The organism is Candidatus Fokinia solitaria, from assembly GCF_003072485.1.
GTDB classification, from domain to species: Bacteria; Pseudomonadota; Alphaproteobacteria; order Rickettsiales; family Midichloriaceae; genus Fokinia; species Fokinia solitaria.
In genome coordinates, this window is the sequence record NZ_CP025989.1 from 653,204 (window position 1) to 670,434 (window position 17,231).

Annotated in this window: 11 protein-coding genes and 1 rRNA gene; 6 read left to right on the top strand and 6 right to left on the bottom strand. The window is 37.3% G+C overall.

Annotated elements, in window-relative coordinates; genetic code table 11:
- Positions 1-51: 51 nt before the first annotated feature.
- Positions 52-2,767 (bottom strand): 23S ribosomal RNA (locus Fsol_RS02960).
- Between the two features lie 220 nt (positions 2,768-2,987).
- On the opposite strand from Fsol_RS02960, the gene Fsol_RS02965 reads away from it, so the two are divergent.
- From Fsol_RS02965 to Fsol_RS02975, 3 genes are read left to right on the top strand one after another with little or no spacing between them, the layout of a single operon-like run.
- Positions 2,988-3,824, top strand: coding sequence for a glutamate racemase (locus Fsol_RS02965; protein WP_108673400.1), 837 nt, complete (start codon positions 2,988-2,990; stop codon positions 3,822-3,824).
- Entirely contained in the window at positions 3,821-4,990 is a 1,170-nt protein-coding gene (locus Fsol_RS02970) for an NADH-quinone oxidoreductase subunit D (protein ID WP_108673401.1), read from the top strand. Before Fsol_RS02965 ends, Fsol_RS02970 begins: the two co-directional genes overlap by 4 nt.
- Position 4,991: 1 nt before the next feature.
- Positions 4,992-6,956, top strand: coding sequence for an ATP-dependent helicase (locus tag Fsol_RS02975; RefSeq protein WP_108673402.1), 1,965 nt, complete (start codon positions 4,992-4,994; stop codon positions 6,954-6,956).
- Between the two features lie 127 nt (positions 6,957-7,083).
- On the opposite strand, the gene Fsol_RS02980 is transcribed toward Fsol_RS02975, so the two are convergent.
- Positions 7,084-7,845 carry a response regulator transcription factor gene (locus Fsol_RS02980; protein ID WP_108673403.1) on the bottom strand — a complete coding sequence of 254 codons (762 nt, stop codon included), beginning with the start codon at positions 7,843-7,845 and terminating at the stop codon, positions 7,084-7,086.
- Positions 7,846-7,979: 134 nt separating this feature from the next.
- Here Fsol_RS02980 and Fsol_RS02985 point away from each other — a divergent pair, with 134 nt between their 5' ends.
- Together Fsol_RS02985 and Fsol_RS02990 are read left to right on the top strand one after the other, a co-directional pair.
- Positions 7,980-8,879: a YihY/virulence factor BrkB family protein gene (locus Fsol_RS02985; protein ID WP_108673404.1), complete on the top strand. Its 900-nt coding sequence runs from the start codon at positions 7,980-7,982 to the stop codon at positions 8,877-8,879.
- Positions 8,880-9,082: 203 nt separating this feature from the next.
- Positions 9,083-11,944 carry a hypothetical protein gene (locus Fsol_RS02990; RefSeq protein WP_108673405.1) on the top strand — a complete coding sequence of 954 codons (2,862 nt, stop codon included), beginning with the start codon at positions 9,083-9,085 and terminating at the stop codon, positions 11,942-11,944.
- A gap of 69 nt (positions 11,945-12,013) precedes the next feature.
- Here the strand turns inward: Fsol_RS02990 and Fsol_RS02995 are convergent, their stop codons facing one another.
- Complete coding sequence (locus Fsol_RS02995) at positions 12,014-13,135, bottom strand: DNA polymerase III subunit delta (protein ID WP_108673406.1); 1,122 nt, start codon at positions 13,133-13,135, stop codon at positions 12,014-12,016.
- 1 nt (position 13,136) lies between these two features.
- Complete coding sequence (locus Fsol_RS03000) at positions 13,137-14,516, bottom strand: nucleotide-binding protein (RefSeq protein ID WP_108673407.1); 1,380 nt, start codon at positions 14,514-14,516, stop codon at positions 13,137-13,139.
- Between the two features lie 285 nt (positions 14,517-14,801).
- Here Fsol_RS03000 and Fsol_RS03005 point away from each other — a divergent pair, with 285 nt between their 5' ends.
- On the top strand, positions 14,802-15,017 hold the full coding sequence (locus tag Fsol_RS03005; protein WP_108673569.1) for a hypothetical protein: 216 nt from the start codon (positions 14,802-14,804) through the stop codon (positions 15,015-15,017).
- 316 nt (positions 15,018-15,333) lie between these two features.
- On the opposite strand, the gene Fsol_RS03010 is transcribed toward Fsol_RS03005, so the two are convergent.
- Positions 15,334-16,680 carry a UDP-N-acetylglucosamine 1-carboxyvinyltransferase gene (locus Fsol_RS03010; RefSeq protein ID WP_108673408.1) on the bottom strand — a complete coding sequence of 449 codons (1,347 nt, stop codon included), beginning with the start codon at positions 16,678-16,680 and terminating at the stop codon, positions 15,334-15,336.
- Complete coding sequence (locus tag Fsol_RS03015; protein ID WP_108673409.1) at positions 16,677-17,222, bottom strand: RNase A-like domain-containing protein; 546 nt, start codon at positions 17,220-17,222, stop codon at positions 16,677-16,679. The genes Fsol_RS03010 and Fsol_RS03015 overlap by 4 nt, the downstream gene beginning before the upstream one ends.
- Positions 17,223-17,231: the final 9 nt, after the last annotated feature.

Here is a 17,231-nt window from a genome sequence, read left to right on the forward strand (position 1 = left end):
GCAAAATTAATAAGAAGTAATTTTACCACTGCATACGCCATAATAGCAACAGCAACAAAATCAATTACACATTAGTACTGATTAGCTAAATAGATTACTCTACTTACACATTCAGCCTATCAACGTAGTAGTCTTCTACGGTGCTATAGGGAAAATTATTTTTGAGACGGGTTTCCCACTTAGATGCTTTCAGCGGTTATCCCTTCCGTATATAGCTACCCAGCGCTGCTCTTGGCAAAACAACTGGTACACAAGAGATACGTCCAACTCGGTCCTCTCGTACTAAAGTCAGATTCTCTCAATTTTCCTTACACCCATGGCAGATAGGGACCGAACTGTCTCACGACGTTCTGAACCCAACTCACGTACCACTTTAATCGGCGAACAGCCGAACCCTTGGGACATTCTACCGCCCCAGGATGTGATGAGTCGACATCGAGGTGCCAAACGAACTCGGCGATATGGACTCTTAGAGTTCATCAGCCTGTTATCCCCGGAGTACCTTTTATCCGTTGAGTGATGACCCTTCCATGCGGGATCACCAGATCACTATGACCGACTTTCGTCTCTGCTCGATTTGTCAATCTCGCAGTCAGGCAAGCTTATGCCATTACACTCTTACAGTTGATTTCCGACCAACTTGAGCTTACCTTCGTACGCCTCCGTTACTCTTTAGGAGGCGACCATCCCAGTCAAACTGCCTATCATGCACTGTCTTGGCTTTTGATTCAAAAAGCACAGTTAGACACCAAAAGCTTGCAGGGTGGTATCTCAAGGACGACTCCCTCAAAGCTTACACTCTGAGATCACAGTCTCCCACCTATCCTGAACAACAAACTCCTGGAATCAATACAAAACTACAGTAAAGGTTCACGGGGTCTTTCCGTCTAACCACGGGCACTCCGCATCTTCACGGAGAATTCAATTTCGCTGAGTTAATGTTGGAGACAGTGGGGAAGTCGTTACGCCATTCATGCAGGTCGGAACTTACCCGACAAGGAATTTCGCTACCTTAGGACCGTCATAGTTACGGCCGCCGTTTACTAGGGCTTCGGATCAGAGCTTGCACCCCTCACCTTAACCTTCTAGCACCGGGCAGGCGTCAGACCCTATACTTCCTCTTCCGAGTTTGCAGAGTCCTGTGTTTTTGATAAACAGTCGCCACCCCCTAGTTTGTGCCACCACACTTGCGCATGGTCATCTTTTTCCCGAAGTTACAGATGCAATTTGCCTAGTTCCTTCAACATTATTCTCTCTACGCCTTGGTATTCTCTACCAGTCCACCAGTGTCGGTTTGGGGTACGGTCTATATGCTAGGCTATTTCCTGAAACCTTTCCACTACAATCAGAATCCATTAACCAATTGTAATGTTACAGATTTGTCACTTCTAGCAGGCTCTTGAATATTAACAAGATTGCCATCGATTACGCTTTTCAGCCTCATCTTAGGAACCGGCTAACTCTACGCAGATTAACTTTACGTAGAAAACCTTGGACTTTCGGCGGAGGTGTTTTCCACACCTCTTTACGCTACTCATGTCAGCATTCTCACTTGTGATACCTCCAACACACCTTACGATGCATCTTCACAGGCTTACACAACGCTCCGCTACCGCTCATTCAAACGAATGAGCCCGTGTCTTCGGTGTATGGTTTTAGCCCCGTTACATTTTCGGCGCAAAATCGCTATTAGACTAGTGAGCTATTACGCTTTCTTTAAGGGATGGCTGCTTCTAAGCCAACCTCCTAGTTGTTTTGGCGTTTTTACTTCCTTTAACACTTAACCATATCTTAGGGACCTTAGACGACGATCTGGGCTGTTTCCCTTTTGGCCATGGATCTTAGCACCCACAGCCTGTCTGCTGCTCTCATCATTATCAGTATTCGGAGTTTAGTTAGGTTCGGTAGGCTTTTGGCCCCCTAGCCGATCCAGTGCTCTACCCCTGATAAGAAACTAAGCAACGCTCTACCTAAATAGATTTCGCGGAGAACCAGCTATTTCCGAGTTTGATTGGCCTTTCACCCCTAATCACAAGTCATCTCACAATTTTGCAACATTGACGAGTTCGGCCCTCCATCAAATCTTACCTTGACTTCAGCCTGCTCATGACTAGATCACCCGGTTTCGGGTCTAATACGTCTAACTTCTCGCCCTATTCAGACTCGCTTTCGCTACGGCTACACTTAACAGCTTAACCTTGCTAGACACACTAACTCGCTGACCCATTATACAAGAGGTACGCCATCACACATATGTGCTCTGACTGCTCATAAGCAATTAGTTTCAGTTCTATTTCACTCCTCTCTCGAGGTTCTTTTCACCTTTCCTTCACAGTACTAGTTCGCTATCGGTTGATAAGTAGTATTTAGGCTTGGAGGATGGTCCCCCCATATTCAAACAGGATTTCACGTGTCCCGCTTTACTCTTAAAAAAATGAATTTAATTTACTTATACAGGGCTGTCACCTTATATTGCTGTGCTTTCCAACACATTCTAATTTTTAAATTCAAAAGCCTGATTCGCGTTCGCTCGTCGCTACTGACGAAATATCAATTGATTTCTTTTCCTTCAGTTACTTAGATATTTCAGTTCACTGAGTTCACCTCTCTTTCGAGATTTTGCACTTGTAGTGCAAAGGGTTTCCCCATTCGGAAATCTGCGTATTAACGGATGTTAGCACCTCCACGCAGCTTATCGCAGCTTACTACGTCCTTCATCGTCTCTTATCACCAAGGCATCCACTAAAAGCTCTTTTCATATTTTTTTGCTGGTATTATGCGTACACAGTAATAAAATTACTCAACGATAATTTTGCTTGGTTATATTGCTAAACTACTTTGAAACGCACTCAGTGCAGTGGTAACTCTATAGAAACAACCATATGAATGTCAAACATGATTTTACATTTTTTATTTCTACACTGGTAACTTGTAGAATATCAGTAAATTCTTTAGTATCTGCAATGCTAAATAATGGTTGAAATGGAATGAAGATACGTTTCTTTGACAGTGGATTAGGAGGATTGTCAGTACTCTCCTCATTCATAAAACAAGTGTATGAGTGCTATATAATGAGATATTGCGATATCTCGTACATTGCAGATCTTGAATTTTTTCCGTACGGCACAAAGCACTGCACTGCTATAGCTGATCGTGTAAATGATATCATATATTCTGCTGAGCGACAATTTACGCAATTATTCGTAATAGCATGCTATACGGCTTCCTTCTCTAAAATGACAGATAATACTATCACGAAAATGCAGATAGTAGATACATTATCAACTACAAAAAGAATCTTAAAAAAGTATCAAGAACATAAAAAGCTCTTTATATGCACACAATTATCACATTCTATTAATCAGAATTTTTTAGAAGAGTTCGACAAAATATGCTCAATACCGATTACAAAGGAAGTAGTAGAATATATACATCAAAACGAATTGAAAAAAGCTGCACAAGAGATTTTTCAGCACTTACGTCAAGAATGTACTAAATCAGAAAAAAATATTATTTTTCTAGGATGCACGCATTATGCAATCCTCATCAAGCAGCTGTACGAAATTTTCTCTAACAATGGCTATAATATCGCAATAATCGATCCTTCTAGCGCAATAGCTGAAGACGTGGCAAGTTATGTGACTCCGTTTCACAATACTTCCATAACACGACATCCAATAAAAATCTCTTTCATCACTCATGAAACATCTAAAGAGTATCAAGATGAGATAGTAGCAACATGTAGAAATATACTGCAAAATCATATACCGTTTTATGATGATATTTGTTCTACTTTCAAATTCACTTTTAATCCTAAGTTATGAGCGATAAAGAGACCGTCATTAATTTCGGCCCTCAACATCCTGGTGCACATGGTGTGTTGAATCTCGTAATCAAATTAAGCGGTGAAACAGTAAAAGAAATAGAGCCGCAAATAGGCTTTCTTCATCGCGGTACAGAAAAGCTACTAGAGAACAAAACATATATGCAGGGCTTACCGTATATGGATAGATTGGACTACGTCTCACCTCTTGCACAAGAACATTGTTTTTCAATGGCTATTGAAAAAATGCTTCAAATCTCAATACCGGAAAGAGCGAAATATATAAGAGTGCTATTACTGGAATTACAACGCATTGGCAATCATCTTCTCAGCATCACATCATTAGCACTAGATACTGGCGCTACGACTCCACTACTATGGGCTTTCGAAGCAAGAGAAGAGTTAATGGAAATCTACGAAAAAATCTCAGGCAGTAGAATGCATTGTGCGTATATCAGAACAGGTGGAGTAAATGGTGATTTAAGCAATGAGATGATGGATAAAATATCGTCATTTCTGCAAAGAATTCCTAAAGTACTCTCCGATATAGAATCACTACTGAATGATAATAGAATCTTTAAGCAGAGATTAGTGAATATAGGTACTATATCGAAAAGTGATGCTTTGAATTTTGCTATCACCGGCCCTATGTTACGTGCTTCAGGCATACCCTGGGATCTGAGAAAATCACAACCATATGAAGTATATGATAAACTCGAATTCAGCATTCCTGTCGGAGAAAATGGCGACTGCTACGATAGATATATTGTAAGAGTATTGGAAATTAGAGAATCCATAAAAATAGCAACTCAGTGCGTGGAAAAAATGCCAAATGGTGCATACATCATCAATGATCATAAAATAACACCTCCTCCGAAAGCAGAACTTACTACATCAATGGAAGCTATCATTCATCATTTCAAACTTTTCAGCGAAGGATATACAGTACCTAAAGGAGAGACTTACACTGCTGTAGAAACACCAAAAGGAGAATTCGGACTATACATAGTATCAGACGGTTCAAATAAACCTTATAGGATACACATTAGAGCACCGGGATTTGCACATTTGCAGATATTGAATAAAATGTCCGTCGGGCACATGCTTTCCGATGTGTCAAGTAATCTTGGCACGATAGATGCTGTATTTGGAGAGATAGATAGATAAAATGACTTCTCATCATTCAGAATTCGCCGCTACGCAATCTGCACATAAACAAAATTCGCTTATTCTGCATGAAGAGCAAATTACAGTCTCTACTACTACGGAAAGACACGTAATGGTGTTAGCGGGGCCAGGAACAGGAAAAACATCTGTAATAATAGCGCGTATACAATTTTTGGTACAATCGTACAATCCTCATGAGATCATGGTCTTGACGTTTAGCACGAGAGCAATGAGTGAACTAAAGCACAGATTGTATACCGCTGAACGCAAGCTTATGGAAAAAGTATGGATTGGTACTTTTCATGCAATAGGCGTAAGAATACTCAAGAAACACGCTTCTACAATTGGATTATCTCATGAATTTAGAGTTATATCAGAAAAAGAAAGCATACATTACATAGAAGAACTCTTAAGAAGAACTAAAAATAATGTAGGTATGGCATATAAAATATATGAGGATATACAACGTATAAAAGACAAATTATACAGCACCGAAGAGTTAGAATCTCAAGATACAAATGCAGAATTTCTTTTTATATATCAAGAATATCAGAACGTTCTGAAACTGAAAAATCTTGTAGATTTCGGAGATATCTTACTCTACGTGAAGCAGTTATTCATAGAAAATAAAGAGATCTTACAATTGCTACAAAAGCAATTTTCTCATGTCATAGTAGATGAGTATCAAGATATCAACTTCGCACAGTACTATTTCATAATGACCTTGTTGCAAAAAGGTACGAATTCATTATTTTGCGTAGGAGATGACGATCAAACGATATATACTTGGAGAGGCGCAAACACTGAACGTATCACAACATTCAAAGATAACTTTCCGCTATCTCAGACGTTATATCTATCGAATAATTATCGCTCCAACAACGATATAATTTATCATGCCTTCAAACTGATATCTCATAATTCTGACAGATGCTGGAAAGAGATGCAGAAATCATCTATTGATGAAAGTGATGTCAAATTCTCTACCGGTACTACAATAAAATGCTATGAATCTGATATCATAGAAGTATCGCATATTACTACTCAGATTACAGAATTATTACCATATGGTGGTAGCATTGCAATTCTTGTAAGAAATAACGAGCACATCATACCTTTTGAATATTCGATGAGGTATAATGATATTCAGTACGTTATTGGAAATACGAGATCTTTTATAGAGAGAGAAGAAGTGCAACTCGCATTAAATATACTAAAATTGAGTATTGATCCTCACGCTGATCATAATTTAAAAGAGTTGCTATTATTAACTCATACTCTAAATATTACGCAGATAAACGCGCTTCTTAAAATTGCAGCGCAATCTAGTTGCTCACTGTATGAATTAGCATGTAACAAGTTACACTCAAGGACATCTTCTAAATTACAAGCAGTAAAGGAGATAATAGACAACATCTCCAAGAATGCATCTCTTATAGAAGATGGAAAGATAAGTGATGCAATAAGCGATTCCATCAACAATATCGGATACGTAAAGACTATTACAAAGGGAAAATTTGAAAAATTGGAAGATCTTTACTCAGACTCTTTTACAGTGCTATCAGAACACGAAAATGAGAAAGCGCGAAATCTCATAAGTATTATAGAAATTGCAGCACAATATAAAAAAGCAACACCACTTATAGAAAGATTTTCACGAAATAACCACACCGACGCACAGAAGTCGCATGAAAAACACACTGTCTACCTTAGTACGATACATAGTTCCAAAGGCATGGAGTTTGACATAGTATTTATTCCGTTTGTAGAAGAAGGTAACTTACCATACTGTAAAAATTACCAATCTGAAAATATAGAAGATGAGAGAAGGCTCTTATATGTAGGCATGACGCGAGCACGACATAAGTTATGTATGTCGCACTCGAAATGCAAGTTACGCAGTGGAAAACAAATTCACAACACTCCGTCAAGATTTATAGCAGAAGCCGAGTTAACAACTGAATGAGTTACTGAATCGTCGGTAAATACCGTAACGAAGCCTTATGTCCAAGATACTATAAAATACGAAAAATTCAGCCGAATGTATCTTCAGTAACTCGCAAGACATTTCATTCAATTACTCAGGTAGATATCTAATAACTACTCTCTGCATTCTCTCCTCCACCATGCACCGTTTTCACCATTTTATATCCGTATCCTCTAATGGTTTTGATATCAATACTACTAGCATGCTTGAGTATAGATGAACGTAATCTCGTCATATGAACGTTCAATATCTTATCTTTATCATGCTGCATCTCCATAGTAGTACTATTCCAAAGCAGTGCTATAATTTTATCTCTCGAGACAAGCTTCTCAGAATTCATCAACAGCAATTGACACAACTTAAACTCTATTGGCCCTAAAGTTATCTCGTGCACGGTACCATTTCCTTCCATCGTACACGCATGTCTTCTAAGATCTAATGTCAATTCCATAAACTTCAGCACATCAGAATCCTCTATTGCACTTCTTTTTAATAGATTCTTCACTCTTAATACAAGCTCTTCTATAATAAAAGGCTTCTCAAGATAATCGTCTGCACCCTTTTTCAAGCCTGTAATTTTATGCTGCCCTTTACTATGACTAGAGATCATTATAATTCTTAGATCCTTCAGATCTGGAATACCGCGCAACTCCTCGCATATTTCTATACCGGATTTTTCTGGCAGCACCCAATCTAAGATGATCAAATCCGGCCTTTTTTCTTCAACAATCTTCGTACAATTTTCGCCTGTTGAAACTGATATAACGAGATATCCTTCCGAGATCAAGCTATACTCCATAAGAGATAACATAGCAGAATCATCCTCTACTATCATAATCTTCTTTTGAATTGTTTTTTCCTTTTTCATTATGAGTAAAAAATTTTTAACGTGTTTTATCTAAAACAATATGCAATTGCATTTCTCTGTGATAAAAGCATAACGAATAGCTTCTACAACTTTTATAATACTTTTTCAATCAATATATTAAGTAAAATCACAATATGTACCTAATACGGGCATTCAAAGTAATATTGATCATCTATAAGAAATCTATTCAAAATCTCCTGGAAAAAAATGCGTACGAATATTCAGGGTATCTCGTTTTTTTGATATTGCTCGGTCTCTTTCCTTCTCTGATTTTTTTTACTGCGGTCAGTACCTTAGTTGCAACGCAGTATCGAGATCTTTTTCATGTCACATTAGATATTGACGAATTCATTACAAATTCATTGCTAAGCAGTAAAGCGCATGCATTCGTAGATAGCGTTAGCAACAGAATTCTTGAAATACTACGCACACCACCGGAAAGCATGCTGACATTCGCAATGTTAAGCGCTATATGGAGTGCTTCTGGATTATTTGACGGGATCTTACTATACGTGTACATGATATACGGTACAACGGAAGACTGTCATTATATAAGAAGAAGAATTATCAGCATACTGCAATTCATGGCTTTTTCACTACTTCTAATATTCTTTATTTTATGTTTTAAGCTAATTCCACTTGTATTAATACAGTGTGCGCAATTTATAAAATTGGAAAGCACGTTATATGATATATTGAACTTTGTTATCAAAATTGAACATTACGTCCCTACGGTATATATCGCACTATTTGGAATGCTATCATACATACATTACACCTTTCCAAGGCAACATGTGAAAATACGACAAATTATGCCAGGAGTAGTGAATACTATACTTTTTTGGGAAATTTTTTCTGAAATCTTCGGATATTATATACAAAGCGCAGGACAGCTTAACATCATATATGGAAGCATGGTAGGCATCTCCATATCGATCTTATACATATATTTTGCTTCTATTATTTTTCTATTTGGATTGGAAATAAATGGAGTAATATATAAAATGAGAAATATGCAATCTGATGTTGTGTAAAGACAGATCTCACACATAATTTGTCAAAAGTACGAATAAGAGCTGCGCATTCGCGTATATGCTTTCCTTTATTTAAAATACTGCATCATCAAGAAAATACGTATTAAATATATCGAGAAAATTAATATCTCGCATATATTTATAGATAATAATATATATAATTTATATAATAATATTGATATATAAATTGTAATGTCATCATTATGCAGAACTCAGATCACACAAGTACTTTCAAGAAAAAGATAGAGAAACAGCAGAAAAAAACGCAGCTTTTGGAACAACAAATTCAACAACTAGAAGACGAAATACAAAAGAAAGATGAAATGATAAAAAAGACGAGTGATTCAATAATGAAAAAAATGAAGGATTTTATCTTAAGAAGACCTAAGAATTTAGACTTAGAAGCAAAGAGAAAAAAAATAAAGACAGAAAAAGCATTACTTCAAAAAGATGTTAAGATAGCGCAAGCAGAAGAGAAAAAATATCGCTATAACAAAGTAAAAAAGCTTAAGAAGCAACAAAAAATAGCAGATGAAATAAAATCCGAAAATTTTACATTAGAAGATTTAAAAAATTCTAAGACCTTGGAAAAAATACAAACAGAAATGAATGACATAACGAAGAAAGTGCAAGATGCAGGAGGGCAGTCGAAGATCTCAAAAGATTACAAGAACAAAGCAAAGGAAATACAGAACTTAGACAGTAAGCGTGCTGAGCTGGAAAAATTAGATACTGAGCTGAAAAAACTACTCGGACCAGTAAAGAGACAAGCTCCACTCGGTGCATCGCAATTCTCACAACTCGATATGAATAATGCACAAAACTCGCAACTTAATGCGGGTAAAGCGCAAGAAGAACAATTTGATAATCAATCTAAAATAAGTAGCTTGCAAATTTCACAATTCGATATGAGTAAAGCGCAATCATTCCAACTTAGTGCAGATAATTTGCAAAAGTCACAAAGATCAGCGGTACAAAAACAAAACAGCGCTCCAAGTGCTATAGCACAGGGACAAGAAATGGAGATACAAAATCTTTCGCAAGAAGCTATTCAAAAAGAGGCTATTCAGCAAAAATTCGATACTCTTGATAAGGAAATTCAAGAACTAGCAAAGATAAAGGAACTTTATGAATTATCTCAGAGAGAAAAACAATTAAAAACAGTTCAAACGGCTATTGAAAAGTATATTAAACTTGAAGAGGAAAAAGCCACTTTAAAAGCACGATATAAACAATCGAAACCACAGCAGCAAGAGCAGCAAATACAAGAAGAATCACAAATACAGCAAGAGCAACAATCACGTAGAACATCAGAATTATCACAGAAGTCACGAGTATCACAAAATAGAAAATCGACGTTGGTAGAAATATCAGATGAAGAAGCCGAACAGCTGCTGAAAAAGCGAAACCCGAAATCACAGCAAAAAAAGCAATTACAGCGGGCAAAATCGGAAATTCAGCCACAATCGAAAATCCAGCAGCTACAGAAAGAAGACCAATCGCAAGTGCTACCACAGCGGTCACTATCACAATCGGCAACGCAACAGCAAAAAGAGCAATTACAGCAGGAGCAGCAACAGCAAGAAAAGCAATTACAGCAGTCGCTATCACAGCCACTATCAGAAATACAGCAAGAAAAGCAATTACGGGAGTCAAAATCAGAAATACAGCAAGAAAAGCAAGAAGAGCAATTACAGCAGGAGCAGCCACAACTTAAAAGAGGCACAACGATGGATGATTACGCAAGAAAAGTCATTGAAACGATAGGCCCTTCACGTTATTCACCGTCTTTTGAGAAATTCTGTACTAGAGAAAATATGGATTACATAATCAAAGTTTTAAAGAAAGACGGGAAATTCAACTCTCTATCAGATGCAGAAAAAAATGAATCGATAATAAACGTAGGTGTTACACTCGCAGCACAAGCAGCTATAAACTCGAATGGATTAAAAGGAAATGCAGCAGATCTCTCTCGAGACGATCAAATTGCACTATTAGAGTACATGAGAGGTAAAGGGATATGTACCCAAATATTAAGTTCTCCGGAACAATTAGAAAGAGCAGTAAAATACGATCCGTATGAGGTTTTAGACAAAAAAGATAGAGATAGGCCAAATTTTCTTAGCAAAGCTATATTAAAAACAGACGCCAAGGAAAGAATTAATGAAGACACATCCGGAAAAAAATTCGCTGCATATATTGCGGGATACATTGCACTCGGACCTTTAGGATTATTAATTGCAATAATTTTTGCAAAATATTATTTATCTAAAGCAAAACGCCGTGAAGGAAAGGATATACGCGCGCTTCTCGATGCAAAACAGAATTATCGTCCAGCACCGGAAGGAAATTCAACGCAAAAAAATAGTCAAGCACTACAGCAAGATGTAAACAATATAAAATCGGAAAACACAGTACTAGGGCAAAAAACAAAAGACCAGGTACAGAATGAATTGCACGAATTACTACAAAATAAACAATTTACGTCCTCTGAATTACTGAAACAAGCTATGCAAGCAATCAAAATAGCGGAAAAAATTCAAAAATATGATACAGAAAACCCCAACTCTTTTGAGGCACGCAAATTGGCAAAACCGTTAGAAGAGCTTATCGCAGAACTTGTACAGAAAGGGCGAGAAAGATTAAAACGCGGTACAGATGATGACGGAGCGCTACGGTTGACAGAAAGTGAAATAGCACAGGATAAAATTTCACAAAAGAAGCTCGATGAAATAGAAGCGCAAGTCAATAATCTAGTGCAGAAGAAGGAAATTCCATCACAAATTCGCAATGAAGAGAGTGACTTTCTTAATAAAAGCTCGAATAGTATCATTGTAAATCAAAGCAGATTGTCAGAACGCTTTTCTCTTGACCTGAATGAAATCTCAGCTATTCAAAAAGGGGAAGGCGAAATACTTGCAAAAGATACCAACTCGCGAAACAATAGCATAATAAAGATACTTGAAGGAATGAATCTGCCTAATGCAGTAAACCGCTCGCAATCAGTTGACATAAGCAAAACATCATCACACGGCAGCAATGATAAATTCAGACATCACTCCTAGAAATAAGCGAGCCGACACCATAGGAGTGGTAGATCAATCTTCCTATGCGCAATCTCATGCAGAACAAACTTACTGCTGCAATAATTTTTGCAGAGTTACTTTATCATTCTCTTGAATTGCGTCTATAAACTCATTTTCCGTTATCGTTCTGATAGCTTTTTCTTGAAATAGAAGTAAGATAATCAGTTCTGATATCTTAGATGAGGGAGTGCTACGTAGCGCTTTGATCAGATCGCTTTTTTGCTTATTCGATAGAAATATATGCAATTCAAGCATTGCGTTCATCACTTCTGCATCTGAGGAAAATTGTAAGCATATTTGATGTAAAGTGGAAAGTTTCACATAATATGATTGCAACCAACGCAACGCTGCAATATCAAGAGTTGTTTCAAGATTGACGCGATAATAGAAATGACGTTCACGAAAAAGAAGATAATGTGCTATATCCAACAATGCGATATCATTTTCAAAAGGAAAAAATACTTTTATTTCTTCTTCTGAAACGCTTATTCTGCACACATTAATATGCTTTTTATCCGACAAATCAAACACATCACATTCGTGTTGTGCGCTAATACACATTTTTTCAATAGCATTCACTATCTCCATTCTACTCGTGCAAAGAATAATATGAGTACTCAGTAGTGAATCAGGACAGCCAAGTAGGATTGTAAGCTGTAGCCTATTCTTGGATAGCAAATACAGCCAAAAACTCTGCTTTTCCTGCTCTGAAGGAGAATAAGAATGAAATAAGGCAATATGTCGCGCAACCGATGGTGATTCAAAAAAGCGTCTTGTTTTCATATTTTTCTTCAAACCGCTTCCTATAACAGCAATAAACGTATTACGCGATGGAGTGGAGATATGCTTACTCAGACGCTGAGACAACTCAGCAGAGATATCATTTGAAACAGAATCTATCACTATTAATTTATTCTCTTTTTTCTGACCAAATAAGCTATAAGATCTCGTAACTTCATTTAGCAATTCTGGCTCCGCGTTCAATTGCTTGAAATTGATCTCATGTATCGAGAGAGTACCTCCATTTGCTGCAGCTTGAGACTTCAATTTACTTTTAAGTACCGACAATATAAAACACACTCCTCCATACTCTTCTCCAAAAGCAAACCATAAATTTTTTAGATTTTCTGCATTAATCTCGCGTTCTAAACTATGATGTAGGTATTTCATATTATCTCTTAAACATATTCTGCATAATCTTCATTTGATCTCCTAATCTCATATTTTTCATTTGTTTTAACACTCCTGCGATCATATTATACTCTTTTAACAAAGCATTGACGTCTTGCACTTTAGTACCTGAGCCATTTGCAATTCGAAGCTTTCTTTTTCCATCTAAGATATCCGGCTTTTCTTTTTCTTTTGCCGTCATAGACGATACAATCGCAATCTGATTTCTCACTTTTCGCGCTAACTCTTGTTGCTGCTTTTGATCTATCTTTGGCAAACCAGGAAGAAGCCCGATCATAACGCTAAGTCCTCCCATTTTGCCAATTTTCTTCATATACTGCACATAATCCGTAAGTGTAAATTTTCCACTTTGCACTTTCTTCATAAGCTGTTCTTCACTCATCTCATCTACAACATCAGAAGCTTTCTCTATCAGCAAAGCGATATCCCCTAAGCCCATAATCCTTGAAGCAATTCTAAGCGGATGAAATATCTCTATTGCGTCTAACTTCTCCCCCGAAGTGATAAATTTGATTGGCGCGCCTACCGCACGCTTCATACTTAGCATGCTTCCTCCCTTGGCATCTCCATCAAGTCTCGTAAGTATAATGCCAGTAATTGGCACCGCTTCCGCAAATGCTTTACCGATGATAGGCGCTTGTTGCCCTAGCATAGCATCACATACAAAGATTGTTTCAGAAGGCTTTATCGTATTGTGAATCTCTGCAATCTCTGCCATTAACGCAGCATTAACATCTGTTCTTCCAGCAGTATCCAAAATTATTACATTCGATTCTCTTGTATGCGCAAGTTTCACACACATACTCGCCTTTTCAACAATATTGGAGAAACCTTCACAATCCAAAAATTCTACAGCACTACCTTCAACTAAAGTCTTCAGCTGTTCTTTTGCCGCGGCTCTAGTTTCATCAAGCGATGCAACTACAACTTTCTTACTCAACTTTTGCGCCAATAAAGTAGCAAGTTTCGCTACAGTAGTAGTTTTTCCTACACCTTGTAATCCAAGAAATAGTATAACATTAAGGCCATCCTTGATATTCAGCGTTTTCTTAAGAAGTGTAAGATTATTTTCAGAATGCACTTCTTCTTGAATGCTATCAGATAAAAAATCCACTATTTGATTCTGCATGGCATCGCATATTGCTTTACCATAGTTTATGACACCCTTCTCATTAATTACTTCAATCTTCACTCGTAACTCGTGCACGAAGATATCCGCTAGCTCAAGACTGAGATCAGAATCTAAAAGTGCAACTCTTATTTGCTTAAGTAAAACATCAATTTCATCATTGTTAAGATGAGATTTAGTACTTAATTTCTTTGCTAGAGTAGAAAATTTTTCTTTTAAAAATGTCAGCATAATGATGAAGTCTTGGCATACTCAGTACGCTCACATTACTACATATTTTATTCATAAATCAATATAGCATCAATTTGAAATCTCGTATGTATTCGCATGACAGCTATAATCGCACTCGCAATTTCTTCTTATCTGCAATTTCTTCTCGTTTAATCTTCAAGGAAATATATTTCATGTAATATTCATATTGACTCTCGTAGAGAAAAATTCCACTCACTTGAGTATTGTAACGATCATGAGTCTGTAATATAATTCTCATGTTCGTTATTCAGTTTTGAAATGGCCATGTCAAAGAAAATCACTGCTTCCAAGAACAATATCGCAATGCGCGGTAAAAAAGCTGCTCTTAGGAAAATCGGGGACAAGACTGTGAGTCCTGTACTATATCATGGTATAAAGCTGGGACATGGTACTTATATGGCTGCGCAATTTGAAGACGGTCAGTTAGCACTTGACACTTCTGGTAGACCGATTCCATATAATGCTGCTGCACAGCAGTAATGACAGTAAGTGAGGTAGCAACGCTACTTCACTGTCCAAGAAGAGATATCTGGAGGTATTTACAAGTTGTATTTATCACTTCTACGCTATTTGTCTTAGTTCTCTAAGTAGGATTATCGCAGATCAGAGTATTGTTTATACAGTTGCAAAGTTCGAAGAGAAAACAAAGTACGATGAAATTTCCGTTATACATTTTCTAGATAGAGAATGGACACAGCGGATAATCGCTTTCTCCGCATGAGTTCCTTCGCGATTTGTATTCCGCTTTCGGCTAGTTTGACGATGAAAAATCGTTCAGTTGCGCGATATATCAGTTCTATTGTTCTCTTGTTATTTCGAGAGTAGTATTTTTTAGTCTTTGCGGTATATTTCCGTACCCTCTTTCCAACTTGTCTGCATCGTCTAATATAGTATCGCCTTTTGCAAGAACTGCTGCAATAAGATAAGCTAATCCAGCTCTGATATCAGGTACAACTATAGGCTCTTTCAATGCGTGCAGTTCCGTTTTACCTTTTACTATCGCACTATGCGGATGATAGTATCCTCTATAACGACAATTTGAGCTACCAAGACATGAGTGAAATATAGAAATATCAGCACCTAATTGATTCAACATATCAGTATAACCTAGTCTATTTTCATATACCGTCTCATGCACTACTGAAGTGCCACGCGCTTGAGTTAGCATTACAGTAAACGGTTGCTGCCAATCAGTAGAAAAGCCTGGATATACGTCTGTTTCAAGCACAAGTGGCGATATTACGCTATTATATTCGCTATAAAATCGTATTGAATTTTCTGAAAGAATTTCGAATCTACCTCCTGCCATATTCAAATACGACAGAAAGATACCAAGAAGCTCAGGATTAATCCCTTGCAACGTAATATCACTACCTCTTACAGTGCATGCAAGTAACGCCCACGATACCGCTTCTATTCTATCTCCTATAACATGAAAATTCACGCCTTTTAACTGCTTTACTCCATGCACAATCAACTCTCGATTCGGATTGATGAAGATCACAGCGCCCATGCATCTTAACATGGAAATTAAATGCATTATTTCCGGTTCCATCGCTATGTTTTTTATGACACTCATACCATCAGCTAATACAGCTAGAAATAAGCATGTCTCAGTAGCGCCAACTGAAGGATATGGAAGAGTAAAATGAGTACCAGACAATTTATGATTTTTACGCGCACGAAAGCAATTATTACCGACCTCTACCTCTCCGTTAAACATTCTTATAGCTTCAACGTGAAAATCGACTTTTCTTTTACCAATCTCATCACCCGTAATAGTAGGCACTTCTACTTCATCGAACAATTGTAATAATACGCTAAGAAGCAATATCGGAATTCTATTTGTAGCAGAATCCGGCAATACAACTATTGCTTTAGATATAGAACGAGGATCGATCGTCACTTTACCAAAGTGAGAGTTATCATCTCTATCAAACTTCACATCAGCACCTGTCATCTCTATCATTTTTCTTGTAATCTCTACGTCTCCGATATATGGCATATTCCACAAAGTACTCTCAGTACTACCAAGCATCGATGCAAGCATCACTTTTGTTGCAAGATTTTTAGCACCTAAGCATTGTATATTACCTATAATTGGAGTACCGCCGCGTATTTTATACCTTATTTTCGTTGTCATCGTTTCTTCTTTTCATATTTACGATTTTTGACAGGATAAGAAGTAAAGACGTATAATCCGATATCATCATCCCGTGCAGTAGCTTTTAGCACAACATTCGCACGTTTTAAATTCATTTTCTCACCATCATTCTGAATACCGAAGCCTATTTCCTTAGATGCGTCCGTAGTGACAAGCAATGAGGCTTTCTTTCTTTTATCGCCATTTTCCTTTACTTTTCCGATATTTTCTAACCATTCACATATTTTATCCTTATTCTCTTTTAATGCTTTTCGGATAGTTTCATTTGCAGATTCTTCGCTAAAGTACGTCGATACAAAGCTTACACTTCTACAATGCATTTTACTTTTCAGCCATTTTTCACTTTTTCCAATGTGCTCTGAATATGTATGAGAAAAAAACATACGATCATTTTCACTGACGTCAAATTTTGCAGCATACTGCAGCAATTTTCCTTCACATACCGTCTTCTTCTCTTCTGCTAGACTAACGGTAGCGGTGCATACCGATAATGCTAGTAATGCATATATTAATCTTTTCATATTACTTGC